Below are 17,061 nucleotides of genomic sequence, written 5' to 3' on the forward strand. Positions count from 1 at the left end.
GCGGGCCGGCGCGCGTGCGACGCTGCGTTCGATGATTCCGTCTTGCGGTCGTCATTGTTGCGGCGCACAATCGTTGGTCCCTCCCGCCCGCGATGCCCGGTTTTGCCGGGATTTCCGCCCGCATGCGCCTTCCCCTCATCGCGCTCGCCGTGAGCGCCTTCGCCATCGGCACCACCGAATTCGTGGTGATGGGCCTGTTGCCGCAGATGGCGCAGGACCTCGATGTCTCGATTCCCTCCGCCGGCATGCTGGTGTCCGGCTACGCGCTGGGCGTGGTGTTCGGCGGACCGTTGCTGGCGATGGCGACCGCGCGGCTGCCGCGCAAGGCGGTGCTGCTGGTGCTGATGGGCGTGTTCGTGCTCGGCAACCTGCTGTGCGCGCTGGCGCCCAACTATCCGACCCTGATGGCGGCGCGGGTGATCGCCGCGCTCGCGCATGGCTCCTTCTTCGGCGCCGGCGCGGTGGTGGCCGGCCACATCGCCCCGCCGGGCAAGCGCGCGCAGGCCATCGCGCTGATGTTCACCGGCCTGACCGTCGCCAACATCCTCGGCGTGCCCGCGGGGACCTGGCTGGGGCAGGCGCTGGGCTGGCGGGCCACCTTCTGGGCGGTGGTGGCGCTGGGCGCGGCGGCCCTGATCGCCATCGCCCGCTACGTCCCCGCGCTGCATGATCTGGCGCCGCCGCGGCTGGGTCGCGAACTGCGGGTGCTGCGCGAGCCGCAGGTGCTGCTGGCGCTGGGCATGACGGTGTTCGGATTCGGCGGCGTGTTCGCGGTGTTCACCTACATCGTGCCGATCCTCACCGACGAAGCCGGTGTCGCCAGCCATTCGGTGGGCGCGGTGCTGGTGCTGTTCGGCCTGGGCGCGACCCTGGGTACGCTGCTGGGCGGGCGCCTGGCCGACTGGAAATTGATGCGCGCGCTGATGATCGCCCTGTCGACACTGTGCGTGTTCTTCCTGCTGTTCGCCGCGACCATGCACCTCAAGCCGTTCGCGATCGCCGGCGTGTTCCTGATCGGCTTCATCGGCTTCATTGGTGGTCCCGGCCTGCAGGCGCGCTCGGTGCAACAGGCGAAGGACGCGCCGCTGCTGGCGTCCACGCTCAACCAGAGCGCATTCAACCTCGGCAACGCCGGTGGCGCCTGGATTGGCGCCAGCCTGCTGGCGAACGGCGCCGCCTATCCGTGGCTGGGCGTGGCCGCGGCGATGGTGACCGCGGTGGGACTGGGCCTGACCGCGCTCAGCGCGGCGCTGGAACAGCGCGCCTTGCGTCCGGCGCTGGCGGCCTGCGAGTGCGGCGACAGCGGCATGTGAGGCGATGGCGCCGGGCGCCGCGGGGCGCCTGGCGGATGCCGCCTGTCCGAGGCATCAATCGGCCGGCACGGTCCGCTCGCGCGCCCACTCGCGCAGCGCGCCGACCTGTTCGGCCATCAGCACCGACAGCGGGCGGGTGTTGCGGATCTCGTCCATCAACAGTTCGGTGTCCAGCATGCGCTGGTCGCCGTGCGCCGTATACAGCGCGGAGACGATGACCTGCTCCAGTTCGGCGCCGGAGAAGCCGTTCGCCGCCGCCGCCAGCGCCGGCAATTGCAACTCGTCCAGCGGCAGCTGGCGGCGCTGCAGGTGCACGCGCAGGATCTCCACGCGGGTATCGGCGTCGGGCAGGTCGACGAAGAAGATTTCGTCGAAGCGGCCCTTGCGCAGCAGTTCTGCCGGCAAATCCTGGACCTGGTTGGCGGTGGCGACCAGGAACACCGGCGCCTTGCGTTCGGCCATCCAGGTCAGCAGGTAGCCCAGCACCCGCCGCGAGACGCCGCCGTCCTCGCCGCCGCTGGCCAGGCCCTTCTCGACCTCGTCGATCCACAGCACGCAGGGCGCCAACTGCTCGGCCGAGGCGAGCGCGGCGCGCAGGTTCTTCTCGGTCTCGCCGTGGTACTTGTCGTACAGGGTGCCGAAATCCAGCCGCAGCAGCGGCACGCCGAAGCCGGCGGCGGTGGCCTTGGCCAGCATCGACTTGCCGCAGCCCTGCACGCCCAGCAGCAGCACGCCGCGCGGCGGATCCAGCCCGGGCGGGACGTTGCCGGTGAAGGCGGCCCGGCGCTGCTCGATCCAGCGCTTGAGCCGGCGCGCCCCGGCTACGTCGGCGAAGCGCGCGGTGTCGTATTCGTAGTGCAGGTGGCCGCTGCGGTTGAGCAGTTCGAACTTGAGCCGGGTCAGCTGCGGCAGGTCGTCGGCGTTGAGGGCGCCGTCGGCATGAATCAGCTGGCGGGCGATGCGGCGGGCGTCGGACAGGCTCAGTCCCTGCAGGTTGCGCAGGACCTGGCGGGCCGCGTCGCCGTCCACCTCGACCCGGCGGCCGCCGTTCTCGCGGGCGTATCCATCGGCTTCCTCGCCCAGCATCTTCTGCAGGGCGGTGGCATCGGGCAGGCGCGGGCTGAACCGCACCGCCATCGATTCCAGTTCCGGCGGCAGCTCGACCTTGTGGCCGATCAGCACGATCACGTGCGGCAGGCAGTGGCGGCGCTGGATCAGGTCGCGCAGCGCGCGCTGGCTGCTGGCGTAGCCCAGGTAGGGATGGAAATCCAGCAGCAGGTAGACGCCGCGCTGGCTGGCCTGGCGCATGGCCTGCAACGCGGCGCTGGCGTCGGGCGGCCCTTCCGGCTCGTCCTCGCGGTCCATGTCGATGCGGCGCAGGCCCTCGGTGATCGTCCACCGGTACAGGGCCCGCCAGACCTGGGAGAGGGTCTGCCGGAAAAGGTCGACCGCGCGGGCTTCGTCCTGGGTCTCGATCACGATCAGCGGGGTGTTGGCCCGGATCAGCGCGGTCAAATCCTGGAGTTCGTTCATGAAAGCGGTCGTTCCCTCGGGGGACGAAAGATAACAAAGCGATTCACGCCGCGTGGACAAGCCCGGCGATTCCCGCCCGCCGGCCGCCGGTGTACCCTGCGGCTTCCCGGGCAACGAGGTGAGCGCATGAAGACGATTCTGGTCGCCAGCTCCAAGGGCGGCGCAGGCAAGAGCACCATCGCCACGAACCTGGCGGCGACCTTCGCCCTCGACGGCAAGCGCACGGTGCTGGTGGACGCCGACCCGCAGGGGTCCTCGACCCGCTGGGCCGAACGCCGCGCGGAGCTGGAGAGCGCGGTGCTGCCGGTGGACGGCACCGGGCGGCGCGCATGGCGCGACGCGGTGCCCGACGACGCCGACCGGGTGGTCATCGACGCGGCCGCCGGCGCGATGGCGGCGGATCTGGAATCGTTCCTGGACAAGGCCGACGCGGTGGTGGTGCCTGTGCTGCCGTCGGCGATGGACATCGAGGCCACGGTCGGCTTCCTCAACACCCTGGCCAAGGTGCCGCGCGTGCACAAGCGCAAACTGCCGGTGGGACTGGTGGTCAACCGCAGCAAACCCTGGACCAACGCCTCGCAGCAGGCGGTCGAAATGCTGTCCACCTGGCCCTATCCGGTGGTGGCGCAGCTGCGCGACACCCAGGCCTATGTGGTGCTGGCGGGACTGGGGCGCAGCCTGTTCGACTACCGTTCGGCACAGGTCCGCGATCATCAGTCCGATTGGGATCCGCTGCTGAAGTGGATCAAGAAAGCCTGACCAGGAAGGAGTCCCTGCCCGATGCGTCAACTGATCCTGCTGCGCCACGCGCATGCCGAGCCCGCCATCGCCGGGCAGTCCGACTTCGATCGGCCGTTGTCACCGCAAGGCCTGGCCGAGGCGGAGGCCGCCGGTCGCTGGCTGGCCGAGCACGGGCTGGTGCCGGACCGGGTGCTGTGCTCGCCCGCGCGCCGCGCACGCGAAACCCTCGAAGCGGTGCTGGAGGCCATCGGCTACGTCGAGCAGCGTCTTGAGGACGCCATCTACGAGGCGACCGCCGGCACGCTGGCCGAAGTGGCCGACGGCCACCGCGAGGTCGAGCGCCTGATGCTGGTCGGGCACAATCCCGGCTTCGAGCGGCTGGCGGCGCTGATGCACAGCGGCCAGTCCGGCGACTATCGCGGCATGCCCACCTCGGCGGTGGTGGTGCTGAGCCTGCCCGTCGACGCCACCATCGAACCCGGTGTCGCCACCCTGTCCTCGTTCTGGTGGCCATGACGCTGCTGTCCGGAAAGAGTTGGCTGGGTGTCTGTGGACTCGGCCTGTTGTGCGCCTGGCCGGTCTGGGCGGGCGGAGACAAGAATTTCGACCCGGCGCACACGCGGCTGGGTTTCGAACTGCGCACGCGCTGGGGACAGCGGCTGGACGGACTGTTTCCGCAATACGAAGGACAGGTGCGGGTGCTGGCGGATGGTCGCCAGCAGGTCCACCTGCGCATGTATACCCGCAACGTCGAGATTGTCGGCTACCCGCGCTATACCCAGTGGGCGCGCAGCGAGAAGTTCTTCGAGGCCGACCGTTATCCCGTGGTGACCTTCATCTCCAAGCCCTATGTGCCGCAACTGCTGCGCGACGGCGGCCTGCTGGAAGGCGACCTGAGCATCCGCGGCATCAGCCGCCCGCGCAGCCTGACGGTGGAACCAGCCACCTGCGCGCGCCCGGCGGTGGACTGCGACGTGGTCGCCACTGGCGCGGTGCGTCGCAGCGACTACGACATGGACGACTGGAAGCTGGCCGTGAATGACCGCGTGGTGTTCGTGCTGCGCGCCCGGGTCAGGGACGGGGCCCCGCAGTGAACCTGTCCCTGCTACGCGACGCCGCGCGCTGCGCGGCGATTCTGCTGTCGCTGGCGTGCACCGCCTGCGCCGGCCTGAGCGATGCCCAGCGCGATCGCGCGGCGGGAATCGCCGCCGCCGCGCGCTCGGAGATCGTGGACTGCCGCCAGCCCGATGCCTGCGCGCTGCCTTCGCCGCTGCATGATCTGGGACCGCGCGCGCTGTCGGCGTCCACACCGCAGTCGCCGCGGCACTACGCGCTGATCCTGGATCGCGGCGAGGACTCGCTGCTGGCGCGGCTCAACCTGATCCGCAGCGCCCGCCGCAACATCGACTTGCAGACCTACATCTTCGACAAGGACGACAGCGCGCGGCTGGTCATCGACGAACTGCTGGCCGCGGCCCGGCGCGGGGTCAAGGTGCGGCTGCTGATCGATCAGCTCTCGGCGATTGCCGATCTGCAGATCCTCGGCGCCCTGGCCGGCGCGCACCAGAACTTCGCCATCCGCATCTACAACCCCAGTTTCGGCAAGGCCAAGCTCAACTACTTCGACTACGCCGGCAGCGTGCTCTGCTGCTTCCGCCGCTTCAACCAGCGCATGCACACCAAGCTGCTGCTGGTGGACGGGGAAATCGGCATCACCGGCGGGCGCAACTACCAGGACGATTATTACGACTGGGACGCGGAGTACAACTTCCGCGATCGCGACGTGCTGGTGGCCGGGCCGGCCGCACGCGACATGGCGGTCAATTTCCAGGCGTTCTGGGATGCGCGCAGGAGCATCCCGGCCGAGCGGCTGAACGACGTTGGCCGGACCCTGCTGCGCGGAGGCGTGCCGGAGATGCCGCCGGCGCGCTTCCTGCGACCGGAACGGGTGGCGGCGATGGCGCAGGACGCCGCCGATCCGGCGGTGATCCAGGAGCGGCTGGTGGAATCGGTGCTGCCGGTCGGCGAGGTCAAGTACGTGGCCGATCTGCCGCAGAAGCATCGCCGCGAGCATGGCAGCGATGCGGCGCCTTCCGCACCAGAGCTGGAAACCCTGATCGGCAATGCCAGCCAGGAAGTGCTGCTGCAGACGCCCTACCTGGTGATGTCCAAGCAGGCGCAGGAGATCTTCCGCGACATGCGCAAGCGCCAGCCGCCGCCGAAGGTGATCGTGTCCACCAACAGCTTGGCGGCGACCGACAACCCGGTCGTCTACTCGATGTCGTTCAAGTACAAGCGCCGCTACCTGCGCGAGTTCGGTTTCGAGATCCACGAGTACAAGCCGTTTCCCGAGGACGCGCCGGTCGACTACGCCACGCTGATGCCGGAGGGGCCGCCGGTGGCGCCCGCCGATCCTTCCTCGCGCAGTCGTCCGCGCGGACCGTCGGGCTCGATCGGACCGTCGTCGTCGTCCGGGGAGCGGCGCGAATCGGCGGGCGAGACCACCCGCAAGCTGCAGCGCACCGAGGCGCGGCCGTCGTTCCTCAGCAGCGGCGCGGCGACCGGGCCGGTGCCGCTCAAGCGCGCCGGCGTGCGCATGGGCCTGCATGCCAAATCGATGGTCATCGACGGGCGCATCGGCGTGATCGGCACGCACAACTTCGATCCGCGCTCGGAGACCTACAACACCGAGAGCGTGGTGATCATCGAGGACGAGGCGTTCGCACAGGCGCTTGCCGACAGCATCCGCCGCGACATGAAGCCGGAGAATTCCTGGCTGGTGGCGCGCAAGGTCAAGCCGCCGGTGTTCTCCGGGCTGGACTACAGCCTGGGCAAGGTGTCGGAAGCCTTGCCGCTGTTCGACCTGTGGCCCTGGCGCTATGCCACCAGCTACGAATACGTGCCGGGGCCCGATTGCCCGGAACCGTTGCCGCCGGGGGATCCACGCTTCCACCAGTGCTATCGCTCGGTGGGCGATTTTCCGGAAGTGAACATCGGTCCGAAGTGGCTGTACACGCGCATCCTGACCGCCTTCGGCGCCGGCCTGGTGCCGATCCTGTAGCGGCGCCCTTCCAGCGGCGATCACATCCGCGCAAGGCCACGACGGCGACGCTGGCCTAAACTGGCCTTCTCGCGCTCCCCCAATCAACAGGACTTCGCCCATGGCCTTTCGCCAGCCCGTCGATCTCGACGCCATCAACGCCCACGCCCGCAACAGCCTGGTCGGCCATCTGGGCATCGTGCTGACCGAGGCCGGCGCGGACTGGCTGCGCGGCACCATGCCGGTGGATGCGCGCACCCACCAGCCGTTCGGCATCCTGCATGGCGGCGCTTCGGTCGCGCTGGCCGAGACCCTGGGCAGCATGGCCGGCAACCTCACCGTGGATACCAGCCGGGAAATGGTGGTCGGGCTGGAGATCAACGCCAACCACGTGCGCGCCGTACGCGAGGGCACGGTGACCGGCACCGCGCGCGCGCTGCATGTCGGCCGCAGCACCCAGGTGTGGGAAATTCGCATCGAGAACGAGGCCGGCAAGCTGGTCTGCGTCTCCCGCATCACCCTGGCGGTGGTGCCGGTGGCCGGGCCGGGCGCCTGACCTCGCCCCGGTTCCGGCGTCGCCGCGCGCCGTCTCCGTTTCGCTGAACGCGGGCATCCGGTATCGTGGGCGGATGAGCCTGACCCCCACTCCTGCCGCGGGACGCGGCGGTGTGGCGCGTGCGTTCCGCTACCTGTACCGCGTGCCGCTGCTGCTGATCCACCTGCTGGTCCTCCTGCCGCTGACCCTGCTGTCGATGGTGCCGCTCTGGGCCGGCCTGGACGTGGGCGGCGAGCGGCTGGAGCATCGCGTCGTTCGCGCCTGGTCGGCCGGGCTGATGTGGATCTTCGGTTTCCGCCTGCACCGCGAAGGCGCGCCGCTGGCGGGCGCGACCCTGTTCGTCGCCAACCACGTCAGTTGGGTCGACATCGAGATGCTGCACAGCCAGCGGATGATGGGTTTCGTCGCCAAGCGCGAAATCCGCGGCTGGCCGGTGGTGGGTTGGCTGGCCGAGCGTGGCGAGACCATCTTCCATCAGCGCGGCAGCCAGGAATCACTCGGCGGCGTGCTGCACGAAATGCTGCTGCGACTGCGCGCCGGGCGTTCGGTGGGCGTGTTTCCCGAGGGGCGCACGCGCGACGGGCAGGAAGTCGGTCCGTTCCACGCGCGCATTTTCCTGGCCGCGGTCGAAGCCGAGGTGCCGGTGCAGCCGGTGGCGTTGCGCTATGGCCCGCACGCGAGCGCGCAGACGGTGGTGGCGTTCGCCCCCCGCGAGAGCTTCTTCGCCAATTTCCTGCGCCTGCTGGGCGAACCGTCGCGCGAAGCGGCGATCTGTTTCCTCGAGCCGATTCGGGTGAGCGACGTCGAAGGACGCCGGCGCATCGCCGATCTTGCCCGCGAGCGCATCATCGCGGCGATGCGGTAAGCTCGGTCGCTTCGGCGCGGGTGAGGGGCCCGCCCACGACAACTCGAAGGGGAGACCATGGCAGCACGTTGGTGGAAGGCAACGGGTCTGGTGCTTGTCGGCGCGGCGATGACCGCGCTCGCGATGGCGGACGGACCACCCAGGGCAATGCCCGCGTCTCCACCGCTTGCCGCCGCCAGCGCTCCCGAGGACGACATTCAATTCGCCGCCGCCGATGCGGCGGCGGTCAGCGTGCCGAGTTCGCCGCAGGCCTGGGGCGGGCCGCGCACCGGGCAGGAACCGACGCTTTCCGATCGCGTGGTCGACTACAGGATCCAGGTCAGCCTGGATCCCGACAAGCACACGCTCAAGGGCAAGCAGCAGCTGACCTGGCGCAACCGCAGCGATCGATCGGTGCGTTCGGTTTACCTGCACCTCTACCTCAATGCGTTCCGCAACGAGGGCAGCACCTTCTTCAGCGAGAAGCGCAACCTGGGTTTCGATTTCCGTTCCGACGTGCCGATGAAGGATGGCGAGTGGGGCTGGATCGACATGACCAGGGTCATGCAGGCCGGCGCCCCGGTGCCGCAGACCTTCGTGCAGCCGGACAACGGTCCGTCCACCGACATGACGGTGGTGCGGCTGGATCTGCCGCAGGCCGTCGCGCCCGGCGGCAGCACCACGCTGGACATCGATTTCGACGCGCAGTTGCCGCGCGTGATCGCGCGCACCGGCTACTTCGGCAGTTTCCACCTGATCGCGCAGTGGTTCCCGAAGATCGGCGTGCTGGAACTCCCGGGCGAGCGGGGCGCCACCGCGCCGCGCTGGAACGTGCACGAGTTCCACCTGCACAGCGAGTTCTACGCCGACTTCGGCAGCTACGATGTGACCCTGGACGTGCCCAGCGAATATCGCGTGGGCGCGACCGGCGAGCTGCAGGGCACGCCCACGACCGCCAACGGACGCACCCGGCATCGCTACGTCCAGCATGATGTGCACGACTTCGCCTGGACGGCGGACAAGAACTATGCCGAACCGCTGCTGGGCGACTGGACGGGTCCGGGCAGCCCTCCGGTCAAGATCCGCGTGCTGTATCCGCCGGAATTCAAGGCCAGCGCCGCGCCCGTGCTGAAGGCGACGCAGGATTCGCTGACCTATTTCTCGCGCACGCTGGGGCCGTATCCGTACCGCACCGTGACGGTGGTGATTCCGGCCCACAACGCGACCGAAGCCGGCGGCATGGAGTACCCGACCTTCTTCACCGCCGATTCGTTCGAACAGGTGCCGGCGCTGGGCCTGAACGCGCTGGCGCTGGATTTCGTCACCATCCATGAGTTCGGCCACGGCTATTTCTACGGCATCCTCGCTTCCAACGAATTCGAGGAGCCGATGCTGGACGAAGGCCTCAACGAATACTGGGACCAGCGCATGCTGCGCGAGGCCGGCAACCGCTACATCGTCGCGCCCGAGTGGCTGCGCCGGCTGGGCGTGCGGCCGCACCTGGGCGAGTTCGAACTGGAGCGGCTGGGCGCGCGGCTGGATGATCCGGCCGACGGCACCGGCGCCAATTCCTGGGGCCGGCTGTCGAGCAGCAGCTATGGCGCGGTGTATTCGCGCACGGCCACGGTGATGCGGGACCTGGAAGCGCAACTGGGCACGCCGGCCATCGAAAAGGCGTTCAAGGATTATTACGCCACCTGGAAGTTCAGGCATCCCAGCATCGCGGATCTGCGCGAATCGCTGGCGGTCTCGACCGGCCGCCGCGACGTGGTCGAGCGGGTGTTCGCCCAGCAGGTGTATGCCACCCGCAAGGTCGATGATCGCATCGAGCGTTTCACCAGCACCGAGGTGTTGCCGCTGGCCGGGTTCCAGATGGAAAAGGGCAAGCGCGTGGACGTGAGCGAGGCCGAACGCGACAAGCGGATCAGCCGGCAGCGCGAGGCGTGGGACAAGGCCAATCCCAAGGCCAGGCCCGGCAGCGGGCCGTTCCCGTGGCGGACCACGGTGCTGGTGCGCCGCGACGGCGCGGCGGTGCCGCAGACACTGGTGGTCACCTTCGCCGACGGCAGTCGCAAGACGGTGCAATGGGATGACGACGCGGCCTGGAAGCGGTTCGTGTGGGAGGGGCCGAGCAAGGCGGTGTCGGTGCAACTGGATCCGCAGAAGCTGCATTACCTCGACGCCAACAAGCTGGACGACAGCCGCACGCTGGAAAGCGATGGCAGCGCCGCCCGCCGCTGGAGCGCCGATTTCGCGGCGTTGTTCCAAGCCCTGCAGACCTTCCTGGTGAGCCTATGAGCACCCATTCCCGTTTCGGTTTCTGGCGCCAGTTGTTCGGCGCGTTCGGCGGCGCCCTGCAGTGGCGCGTGCTGGTGCTGTGGATGATCGCGCTCGGCGTGGTCGCGTTGATCGCGGCGTTCCCGGTCTGGCGCGCGCTGGACGGCGCGCTCGGCCATACCATCGACGCCGCCCGTCACGCGGTCGGCCTGGACGCGCTGGCACTGGCGGATCTCGCCCGGGTCTTCGACAAGGACACCAGCGTGGGCTTCGGCGTGCTGGTCAGCCTGGTGTTGAGCCTGCTGCTGTCGCCCTGGCTGACCGGGGTGATGCTCGCCGGCATCCGCTACGGTCGCGCGGGACGGTTGGGCGTGCTCGCCGGCGAAGGCATGCGCGAGTACGGACGCCAGTTGCGCCTGATGATCTGGTCGCTGCTGCCGCTGGGCATCGCGATTGGCCTGGGGTCGTGGTGGATGGACATCGCCGCCACCCATGCCGAGGAAGCGGTGCTGGCTTCCAGCGCCCGCAATGGCGACCGGTTGGCGCTGCTCGGCGCGGTGCTGGTGTTCATCCTCGCACACGCCGGTATCGAACTGACCCGGGCGCGCATCGCGGTGCTGGACGACACCCGCTCGGTGCTCCGGGCATGGTGGCGCAGCTTCAAGCTGTTCCTGCGCCGCCCCTTCGCCGTACTGGGCCTGTACCTGCTGGTCTGCGTGATCGGCTTGGCGGTGGCGCTGGCGCTGGCGTGGCTGCGCAGCCGCGTGGCCGGCATTGGCTGGGGCGCGTTCGTGCTGGCGGTGTTCTGCGCGCAGCTGGTGGTCGCGGCGCTGGCCTGGGTCCGGCTGGCGCGCCTGCGCGCGCTGGCCGCCGTGGTCGAGGACGATGCGGCGCGCCGGGCCGCCTGACGGAACGCTGCATGCCGCCGCGCGGGGGCCGCGCGGCGGCGGTTTTGGAGCGACAATGCCGCCATCCCCTCCCACGGGCATGGCTTGCCGTCGATGTTGACCGCTGCTGACTACCGACCTCCCCGCTGGCTGCGCAATCCGCACCTGCAATCGGTGCTGGGTTCCAGCCTGATCCGCCGCAGGCGTGGCGTGCACGCGCTGCAGCGCGTCGGCGCGACGAACGCCGAGGTCATCGTCGATGGCGGCGACGGGGTGCGCCTGCAGGGTTTCCACAGCCAGGTGCCGGGACGCGCGCCGCGCGCGCTGGCGGTGCTCCTGCATGGCTGGGAAGGCAGCGCCGACTCCAGCTACATGCGGATGACCGCGGCCGAACTGCTGCTGCGCGGTTTCGACGTGTTCCGGCTGAACTTCCGCGATCACGGCGATACCCATCACCTCAACGAGGAACTGTTCCATTCCAACCGCATCGACGAGGTCGTCCATGCGGTCGGCGATGTCGCGGCCCGCTTCCCGCCCCGGCCGATGGTGCTGGCGGGCTATTCGCTGGGCGGAAACTTCGCCCTGCGGGTGGCCCTGCGCGCGCAGCAGGCCGGCCTGCCGCTGCGACGGGTGGCCGCGGTCTGCCCGTTGCTGGATCCGCACCGGACCATGGACTACATCGAGAACGGGCTGCAGATCTACGACTGGTACTTCCGTCGCAAGTGGCGCAGCTCGCTGCTGCGCAAGCGCCAGTTGTTTCCGGAACGCCACGCCTACGATGACGCCGTGCTGGCGCAGGACATGCGCGGGCTGATGCGCTGGGTGGCCGAGCGCCACACCGGTTTCGGCACCCTGGAAGCCTATTTCGATGGCTACTCGATCGCCGGCGAACGCCTGGCCGGACTGCAGGTGCCGTCGGACATCCTGATGGCGCAGGACGATCCGGTCATCCCGTTCGAGGACTTCGAGCACTGGCACCTGCCGGCCACCGCGCATCTGGAAATCGCGCCCTGGGGCGGGCATTGCGGGTTCATCGAAAACGCCGCCTGCGACGGGTTCGCCGAGCGCTGGGTCGCCGATCGGCTGGAAGCCGCGCTGGCCGACGCCTGAGTGCCGCGCGGTTACCATGGCGGCTGAATCCAACGTCATCCAAGGAGTCCCGCGCATGCGCATCTGGAGCCGGAGTTTCGAACCCGGGCAAGCCATTCCCGCCGAATTCGCCATGGGCCAGCCGGATGGATTCGCCGGCAACCGCAATCCGCACCTGGCCTGGGACGACGTGCCGGCCGGCGCGCGCTCGTTCGCGCTGCTGTGCATCGATCCCGACGCGCCGACGGTCGCCGAGACGGTGGGCCGCGAGGACATGGAGATTCCGCACGACCAGCCGCGCGCCGATTTCGTCCACTGGACAATGATCGACATCCCGGCGGATGTGCGCGAAATCGCCGCCGGCAGTTGCAGTGACGGCGTCACCGCGCATGGAAAGGTGTCGCCACAAGGGCCTGCCGGAGCACGCCAGGGCTTGAACGACTATACCGGCTGGTTCGCCGGTGACGCGCAGATGGGTGGCGACTACCTGGGCTACGACGGTCCGTATCCGCCGTTCAACGATGCGCGCGTGCACCGCTATTTCTTCCGCCTTTACGCGCTGGACGTGGCTTCGCTGGACCTGCCGGATCGCTTCACCGCCGCGGATGTGCAGCGCGCGGTGCAGGGGCATGCGCTGGCCGAGGCCGCGGTGCAAGGAACCTACACACTCAACCCGCGACTGCGCTGAAGGAGGCGGGCCATGGAAGGTCACGACACGCAGGATCCCTATCGCGCGCCCATCGCTGCCACCGAAGTTGTGATTTCCCCGGAGGCCCTGGGTGAACCGGCGGCGAAGGTACGGCGGTTTTTCAACTGGCTCATCGACAAGGTGATGATCTGGGGCCTGGCCATGCTCGTGGGCATCCTCAATGCCACTTTCGTGGATGACACGTGGATGGCGTGGTTGATGACCGCACCCTGGTGGGTGGATTATGTGTTTGGTTGTGTACTGGTCCTGATCTACTACACGCTGATGGAAGGCCTGTTCGGCGTCACCGTCGGCAAGCTGATCACCGGCACCCGGGTGGTCGACGAACATGGCCAGCGCGTGGCGTTCCCGCGCGCGTTGCTGCGCAGCCTGTGCCGGCTGATTCCCTTCGAGATCTTCTCGCTGCTGGTCAGCGACGACGCCAATCCGCGTGGCTGGCACGACTCGCTCCCGCGCACGCGGGTGGTGATGCGCCGATCGCGGCCACCATTGCCGCCGGTGGCCGTCGCCGAATGAGGCAACAAAAAGGCCGGATCCCGACGGATCCGGCCTTTTGTTCTCCACGCTTTGCCGCGCGGCTTACTTCTTCACGTTCTCCGACTCGACCACCATGTCCAGCACGTAGGCGGTGTCGGACGCGTCGGCCGGCACCGGGTTGCGCTTGAAGCGCTTCACCCGCAGCACGTTGCGGATGCCGGCTTCGTGGGTATAGCCCTCGATGTCCTCGTAGAAGTTCTGCCATTCGCCTTCGGACGATTTCACGCCCTTGTCGTCGTAGCGGATCTCGCGCACCTGCAGGCACTGCTTGTTCGGGATCAGCGGGTGGCTGCACGGCTTGGTTTCGGCCGCGACTTCAAGGAACGCCTGTTCGCCCGGGCCGCCGTAGCGGGTTTCGGCGGTGGCTTCGCCGGCAAAGGTCAGCACGTCGCCGGCCGCGTTGGTCAGGGTCAGGTGGGCTTCGTCGCCGCCCTGCACCGCGAGGGTGGAACTGCCTTCCAGACGCTTGCCGGCTTCACCGTCCAGCGCCATCAGCTTGCTGTCGGCGCAGGCCATCTGGGTCGCTACCATCGGCGACACCGTCAGCTTGTCGCCTTCCAGGGTGTAGCCGCCGCCCATCCGGTTGCAGGTATTGCTGACGCCCAGGCGTCCCTCGGCGAAGTCGAGGGTGAGCGGGTGATCGGCGCGGGCGAACAGCGCGTCGATGCGCTTGCCCTGCGCGTCCTTGGCGTCCTGCAGGCGCCAGTGGTACGCACCGAGCGCGGCGGCGCCGGTGGGAGCGGCCGGCGTGGCGGCGACCGGAGTGGTCGCGGCGGGCGGTTCGGTGCCGGCCGGCGGCGCCGCATCCGGGGTCGGCTTGGCGCAGGCGGCCAGGGCGATCGGCAGGGCGAGCAGGATGAGTCGTTTCATGGGGTTCTCCTTGAAGGGTGACCAGTGCAAACGCGTGGACGCCTGGAACGGGGTGAAACCGGCGCGACGCCGGGCGGTACCGCTCAGGAACCGTTCGGGGAAGCGCCGATCCCCAGGTCACCGCAGGGCGCTGGTATGGCTCAGCTTCCGGCGGGCATCAACAGCAGCAGGAGCGCGCCGAAAACGATGCGGTAGAAAGCGAAGCCGGTGTAGCGGTGGGACTTGATATAGCCCAGCAACCATTTGACGACGATGAAACCGGTCATCGTGGCGGCGGCGAAGGCCAGGCCGACCTCGCCCCAGTTCTCGCTGCCGATGGCGCCGTCCTTGACCAGTTCCAGGAAGGCGTAGCTGCTGGCCGCGAACATGGTGGGGATGCCCACCAGGAACACGAACTCGGTGGCCGACGAACGCCGGCTGGTGCCGGCCAGCATCGCCATGAAAATGGCCGCGGCCGAACGCGAGGTGCCGGGAAACACGCCCGCCACGACCTGCGCCAGGCCCACCAGCACCGCCACCTTCCAGGTGATGTTGGGCTGGTCGCCGCGCTTGCCGGCGAAATGCTCGGCCACCAGCATCCACACGCCGCCGATGATCAGCGCCCAGGCGATCGGGGTCAGGGTTTCGGGCAGTTCCCAGCCGGCCAGCCGCACCGGCAGGCCGACCAGGGCGGTGACCAGGAAGGCGGTGATGATCTTGGCGATGTAGTCGCGGTTGGCCGGTTCGCGCCAGCCGCGGGCCAGTTCCCACAGGCGATCGCGGAACACCAGGGTGATGGCGAGGATGGCGCCGGCCTGGATGACGATGTTGAAGAAGTCGGAGCGATGGCCGAGCCAGCGCTCGGCGATGAGCAGGTGACCGGTGCTGGAGATGGGCAGGAATTCGGTGATGCCTTCGATGATGCCGAGCAGGAGCGCGGCGAGCAGGTCGGTCATGGGACGCGGACAGGTGGGCGGGAAGCGACAAGGATAGAGGATTCCCGATGTCACATATTGGTGCGTTGTTTGCCAAGTTGGCACCACAAAGGTGCATTCCGCCAATGCGAGGTGAATTTCAGTCCTTTAAAAACAATCGCTTATCGGATTCCTTGGGTTGGCACACTGTTTGCTGAAGAGAAGGCACGTTCCTACCAACCCGAGGTTCCAAGATGTCTGCGGACAATGTTGAAAAGCTGATCAAGGACAACAAGGTCGAGTTCGTCGACCTGCGTTTCGCGGACGTCCGCGGCGTGCAGCATCACGTCACCTTCCCGGTCAACATCGTGGAGCCCTCGCTGTTCGAGGACGGCAAGATGTTCGACGGCAGCTCGATCGCCGGCTGGAAGGGCATCAACGAATCCGACATGGTGCTGCTGCCCGACGCCAGCACCGCCTTCCTGGACCCGTTCACCGCCGATCCGACCATCGTGCTGACCTGCGACGTGCTGGATCCGGCCACCATGCAGGGTTATTCGCGCTGCCCGCGCGGCGTCGCCAAGCGCGCCGAGGCCTACCTGAAGTCCAGCGGCATCGCCGACCAGGCGTTCTTCGGCCCGGAACCGGAATTCTTCATCTTCGACTCCGTGCGCTACGCCAATGAAATGGGCCACACCTTCTTCAAGATCGATTCCGAGGAAGCGGCCTGGAACAGCGGCACCAAGTACGAGGGCGGCAACAGTGGCTATCGTCCGGGCGTGAAGGGTGGCTACTTCCCGGTCGCCCCGGCCGACACCCTGCACGACATCCGCGCCGAAATGTGCAAGACCCTGGAGCAGGTCGGCATCGAAGTCGAAGTGCACCACCACGAAGTCGCCACCGCCGGCCAGTGCGAAATCGGCACCAAGTTCAACTCGCTGGTCAAGAAGGCCGACGAGCTGCTGACGATGAAGTACATCATCAAGAACGTGGCCTTCCGCAACGGCAAGACCGCCACTTTCATGCCCAAGCCGATCGTCGGCGACAACGGCAGCGGCATGCACGTGCACCAGTCGCTGGCCAAGGGCGGCACCAACCTGTTCTCCGGCGACGGCTACGGCGGCCTGTCGCAGATGGCGCTGTGGTACATCGGCGGCATCTTCAAGCACGCCCGCGCGATCAACGCCTTCACCAACTCGGGCACCAACAGCTACAAGCGCCTGGTGCCGGGCTTCGAGGCGCCGGTGATGCTGGCTTATTCGGCCCGCAACCGTTCGGCTTCCTGCCGCATTCCGTGGGTGTCCAACCCGAAGGCGCGCCGCATCGAGATCCGTTTCCCGGATCCGCTGCAGACCGGCTACCTGACCTTCGCCGCGCTGATGATGGCCGGCCTGGACGGCATCAGGAACCAGATCGATCCGGGCGCGCCCAGCGACAAGGATCTGTACGACCTGCCGCCGGAAGAAGAGAAGAACATCCCGCAGGTCTGCTCCAGCCTCGACCAGGCGCTGGAAGCGCTGGACAAGGACCGCGACTTCCTCAAGGCCGGCGGCGTGTTCAGCGACGACTTCATCGATGGCTACATCGCGCTGAAGATGCAGGAAGTGACCAAGTTCCGCGCGGCCACGCACCCGCTGGAATACCAGCTGTACTACGGCAACTGAGCAACCGCGGCGATGGCGACGGAATCCCCTCCCACCCGTCGCCATCGCCGCACCTCGACCCGGCTGGGGAGCCGGGGAGCCGCACCGCTTCAAGGAGATCGCAACACC

General features: G+C 68.3%; 16 protein-coding genes. 13 read left to right on the forward strand and 3 right to left on the reverse strand.

Features of this window, described 5'->3' with window-relative positions:
• The first annotated feature begins 122 nt into the window (after positions 1-122).
• Positions 123-1,313: an MFS transporter gene (locus tag IQ458_RS06180; RefSeq protein WP_235996639.1), complete on the forward strand. Its 1,191-nt coding sequence runs from the start codon at positions 123-125 to the stop codon at positions 1,311-1,313.
• Between the two features lie 54 nt (positions 1,314-1,367).
• Here the strand turns inward: IQ458_RS06180 and IQ458_RS06185 are convergent, their stop codons facing one another.
• Positions 1,368-2,846, reverse strand: a complete 1,479-nt coding sequence (locus IQ458_RS06185) for an AAA family ATPase (protein ID WP_203322241.1) — start codon at positions 2,844-2,846, stop codon at positions 1,368-1,370.
• Between the two features lie 126 nt (positions 2,847-2,972).
• Between IQ458_RS06185 and IQ458_RS06190 the strand changes: the two genes are divergently transcribed.
• From IQ458_RS06190 to IQ458_RS06240, 11 genes are all read left to right on the forward strand, one after another.
• Positions 2,973-3,605: a ParA family protein gene (locus IQ458_RS06190; protein ID WP_183640194.1), complete on the forward strand. Its 633-nt coding sequence runs from the start codon at positions 2,973-2,975 to the stop codon at positions 3,603-3,605.
• Positions 3,606-3,626: 21 nt separating this feature from the next.
• On the forward strand, positions 3,627-4,103 hold the full coding sequence (locus IQ458_RS06195) for a SixA phosphatase family protein (protein WP_141454659.1): 477 nt from the start codon (positions 3,627-3,629) through the stop codon (positions 4,101-4,103).
• A complete protein-coding gene (locus IQ458_RS06200) occupies positions 4,100-4,681 on the forward strand; it encodes a YceI family protein (protein ID WP_183640196.1) in 582 nt (193 codons plus the stop codon). Before IQ458_RS06195 ends, IQ458_RS06200 begins: the two co-directional genes overlap by 4 nt.
• A 2-nt stretch (positions 4,682-4,683) precedes the next feature.
• Positions 4,684-6,648, forward strand: a complete 1,965-nt coding sequence (locus tag IQ458_RS06205; RefSeq protein WP_235996647.1) for a phospholipase D family protein — start codon at positions 4,684-4,686, stop codon at positions 6,646-6,648.
• Between the two features lie 100 nt (positions 6,649-6,748).
• The gene (locus tag IQ458_RS06210) at positions 6,749-7,183 is read left to right on the forward strand and encodes a hotdog fold thioesterase (protein ID WP_203322242.1); all 435 of its coding nucleotides are present in this window, start codon (positions 6,749-6,751) and stop codon (positions 7,181-7,183) included.
• Positions 7,184-7,256: 73 nt separating this feature from the next.
• Complete coding sequence (locus tag IQ458_RS06215; RefSeq protein ID WP_183640201.1) at positions 7,257-8,048, forward strand: lysophospholipid acyltransferase family protein; 792 nt, start codon at positions 7,257-7,259, stop codon at positions 8,046-8,048.
• Positions 8,049-8,105: 57 nt separating this feature from the next.
• Positions 8,106-10,325 carry a M1 family metallopeptidase gene (locus IQ458_RS06220; RefSeq protein WP_235996640.1) on the forward strand — a complete coding sequence of 740 codons (2,220 nt, stop codon included), beginning with the start codon at positions 8,106-8,108 and terminating at the stop codon, positions 10,323-10,325.
• Positions 10,322-11,212: a hypothetical protein gene (locus IQ458_RS06225; RefSeq protein WP_203322243.1), complete on the forward strand. Its 891-nt coding sequence runs from the start codon at positions 10,322-10,324 to the stop codon at positions 11,210-11,212. The genes IQ458_RS06220 and IQ458_RS06225 overlap by 4 nt, the downstream gene beginning before the upstream one ends.
• Positions 11,213-11,308: 96 nt before the next feature.
• The gene (locus IQ458_RS06230; protein ID WP_183641361.1) at positions 11,309-12,301 is read left to right on the forward strand and encodes a YheT family hydrolase; all 993 of its coding nucleotides are present in this window, start codon (positions 11,309-11,311) and stop codon (positions 12,299-12,301) included.
• 55 nt (positions 12,302-12,356) lie between these two features.
• Positions 12,357-12,968, forward strand: a complete 612-nt coding sequence (locus IQ458_RS06235; RefSeq protein WP_183640206.1) for a YbhB/YbcL family Raf kinase inhibitor-like protein — start codon at positions 12,357-12,359, stop codon at positions 12,966-12,968.
• Between the two features lie 12 nt (positions 12,969-12,980).
• Positions 12,981-13,505 (forward strand): RDD family protein, encoded by a 525-nt coding sequence (locus IQ458_RS06240; protein WP_203322244.1) that lies wholly within the window; start codon positions 12,981-12,983, stop codon positions 13,503-13,505.
• 63 nt (positions 13,506-13,568) lie between these two features.
• Here IQ458_RS06240 and IQ458_RS06245 read toward each other — a convergent pair whose 3' ends face one another.
• Together IQ458_RS06245 and IQ458_RS06250 are read right to left on the reverse strand one after the other, a co-directional pair.
• On the reverse strand, positions 13,569-14,396 hold the full coding sequence (locus tag IQ458_RS06245; protein WP_192198158.1) for an META and DUF4377 domain-containing protein: 828 nt from the start codon (positions 14,394-14,396) through the stop codon (positions 13,569-13,571).
• A 140-nt stretch (positions 14,397-14,536) separates the two neighbouring features.
• The gene (locus IQ458_RS06250) at positions 14,537-15,331 is read right to left on the reverse strand and encodes an undecaprenyl-diphosphate phosphatase (protein ID WP_183640214.1); all 795 of its coding nucleotides are present in this window, start codon (positions 15,329-15,331) and stop codon (positions 14,537-14,539) included.
• A gap of 212 nt (positions 15,332-15,543) precedes the next feature.
• Between IQ458_RS06250 and glnA the strand changes: the two genes are divergently transcribed.
• Complete coding sequence (gene glnA, locus IQ458_RS06255; RefSeq protein ID WP_141454571.1) at positions 15,544-16,953, forward strand: type I glutamate--ammonia ligase; 1,410 nt, start codon at positions 15,544-15,546, stop codon at positions 16,951-16,953.
• Positions 16,954-17,061 lie beyond the last annotated feature (108 nt).

Origin of the sequence: Pseudoxanthomonas beigongshangi (assembly GCF_016820515.1) — a bacterium.
Lineage (GTDB): Bacteria > Pseudomonadota > Gammaproteobacteria > Xanthomonadales > Xanthomonadaceae > Pseudoxanthomonas_A > Pseudoxanthomonas_A beigongshangi.

Bases quoted from the DNA above. Each gene is read 5' to 3' on its own strand.
- IQ458_RS06215 (WP_183640201.1), top strand. From the start codon at position 7,257: ATGAGCCTGACCCCCACTCCTGCCGCGGGACGCGGCGGTGTGGCGCGT.
- IQ458_RS06245 (WP_192198158.1), bottom strand. From the start codon at position 14,396: ATGAAACGACTCATCCTGCTCGCCCTGCCGATCGCCCTGGCCGCCTGC.
- IQ458_RS06200 (WP_183640196.1), top strand. From the start codon at position 4,100: ATGACGCTGCTGTCCGGAAAGAGTTGGCTGGGTGTCTGTGGACTCGGC.
- IQ458_RS06210 (WP_203322242.1), top strand. From the start codon at position 6,749: ATGGCCTTTCGCCAGCCCGTCGATCTCGACGCCATCAACGCCCACGCC.
- IQ458_RS06195 (WP_141454659.1), top strand. From the start codon at position 3,627: ATGCGTCAACTGATCCTGCTGCGCCACGCGCATGCCGAGCCCGCCATC.
- IQ458_RS06190 (WP_183640194.1), top strand. From the start codon at position 2,973: ATGAAGACGATTCTGGTCGCCAGCTCCAAGGGCGGCGCAGGCAAGAGC.
- IQ458_RS06250 (WP_183640214.1), bottom strand. From the start codon at position 15,331: ATGACCGACCTGCTCGCCGCGCTCCTGCTCGGCATCATCGAAGGCATC.
- IQ458_RS06240 (WP_203322244.1), top strand. From the start codon at position 12,981: ATGGAAGGTCACGACACGCAGGATCCCTATCGCGCGCCCATCGCTGCC.
- IQ458_RS06220 (WP_235996640.1), top strand. From the start codon at position 8,106: ATGGCAGCACGTTGGTGGAAGGCAACGGGTCTGGTGCTTGTCGGCGCG.
- IQ458_RS06225 (WP_203322243.1), top strand. From the start codon at position 10,322: ATGAGCACCCATTCCCGTTTCGGTTTCTGGCGCCAGTTGTTCGGCGCG.
- glnA (WP_141454571.1), top strand. From the start codon at position 15,544: ATGTCTGCGGACAATGTTGAAAAGCTGATCAAGGACAACAAGGTCGAG.
- IQ458_RS06235 (WP_183640206.1), top strand. From the start codon at position 12,357: ATGCGCATCTGGAGCCGGAGTTTCGAACCCGGGCAAGCCATTCCCGCC.
- IQ458_RS06180 (WP_235996639.1), top strand. From the start codon at position 123: ATGCGCCTTCCCCTCATCGCGCTCGCCGTGAGCGCCTTCGCCATCGGC.
- IQ458_RS06185 (WP_203322241.1), bottom strand. From the start codon at position 2,846: ATGAACGAACTCCAGGATTTGACCGCGCTGATCCGGGCCAACACCCCG.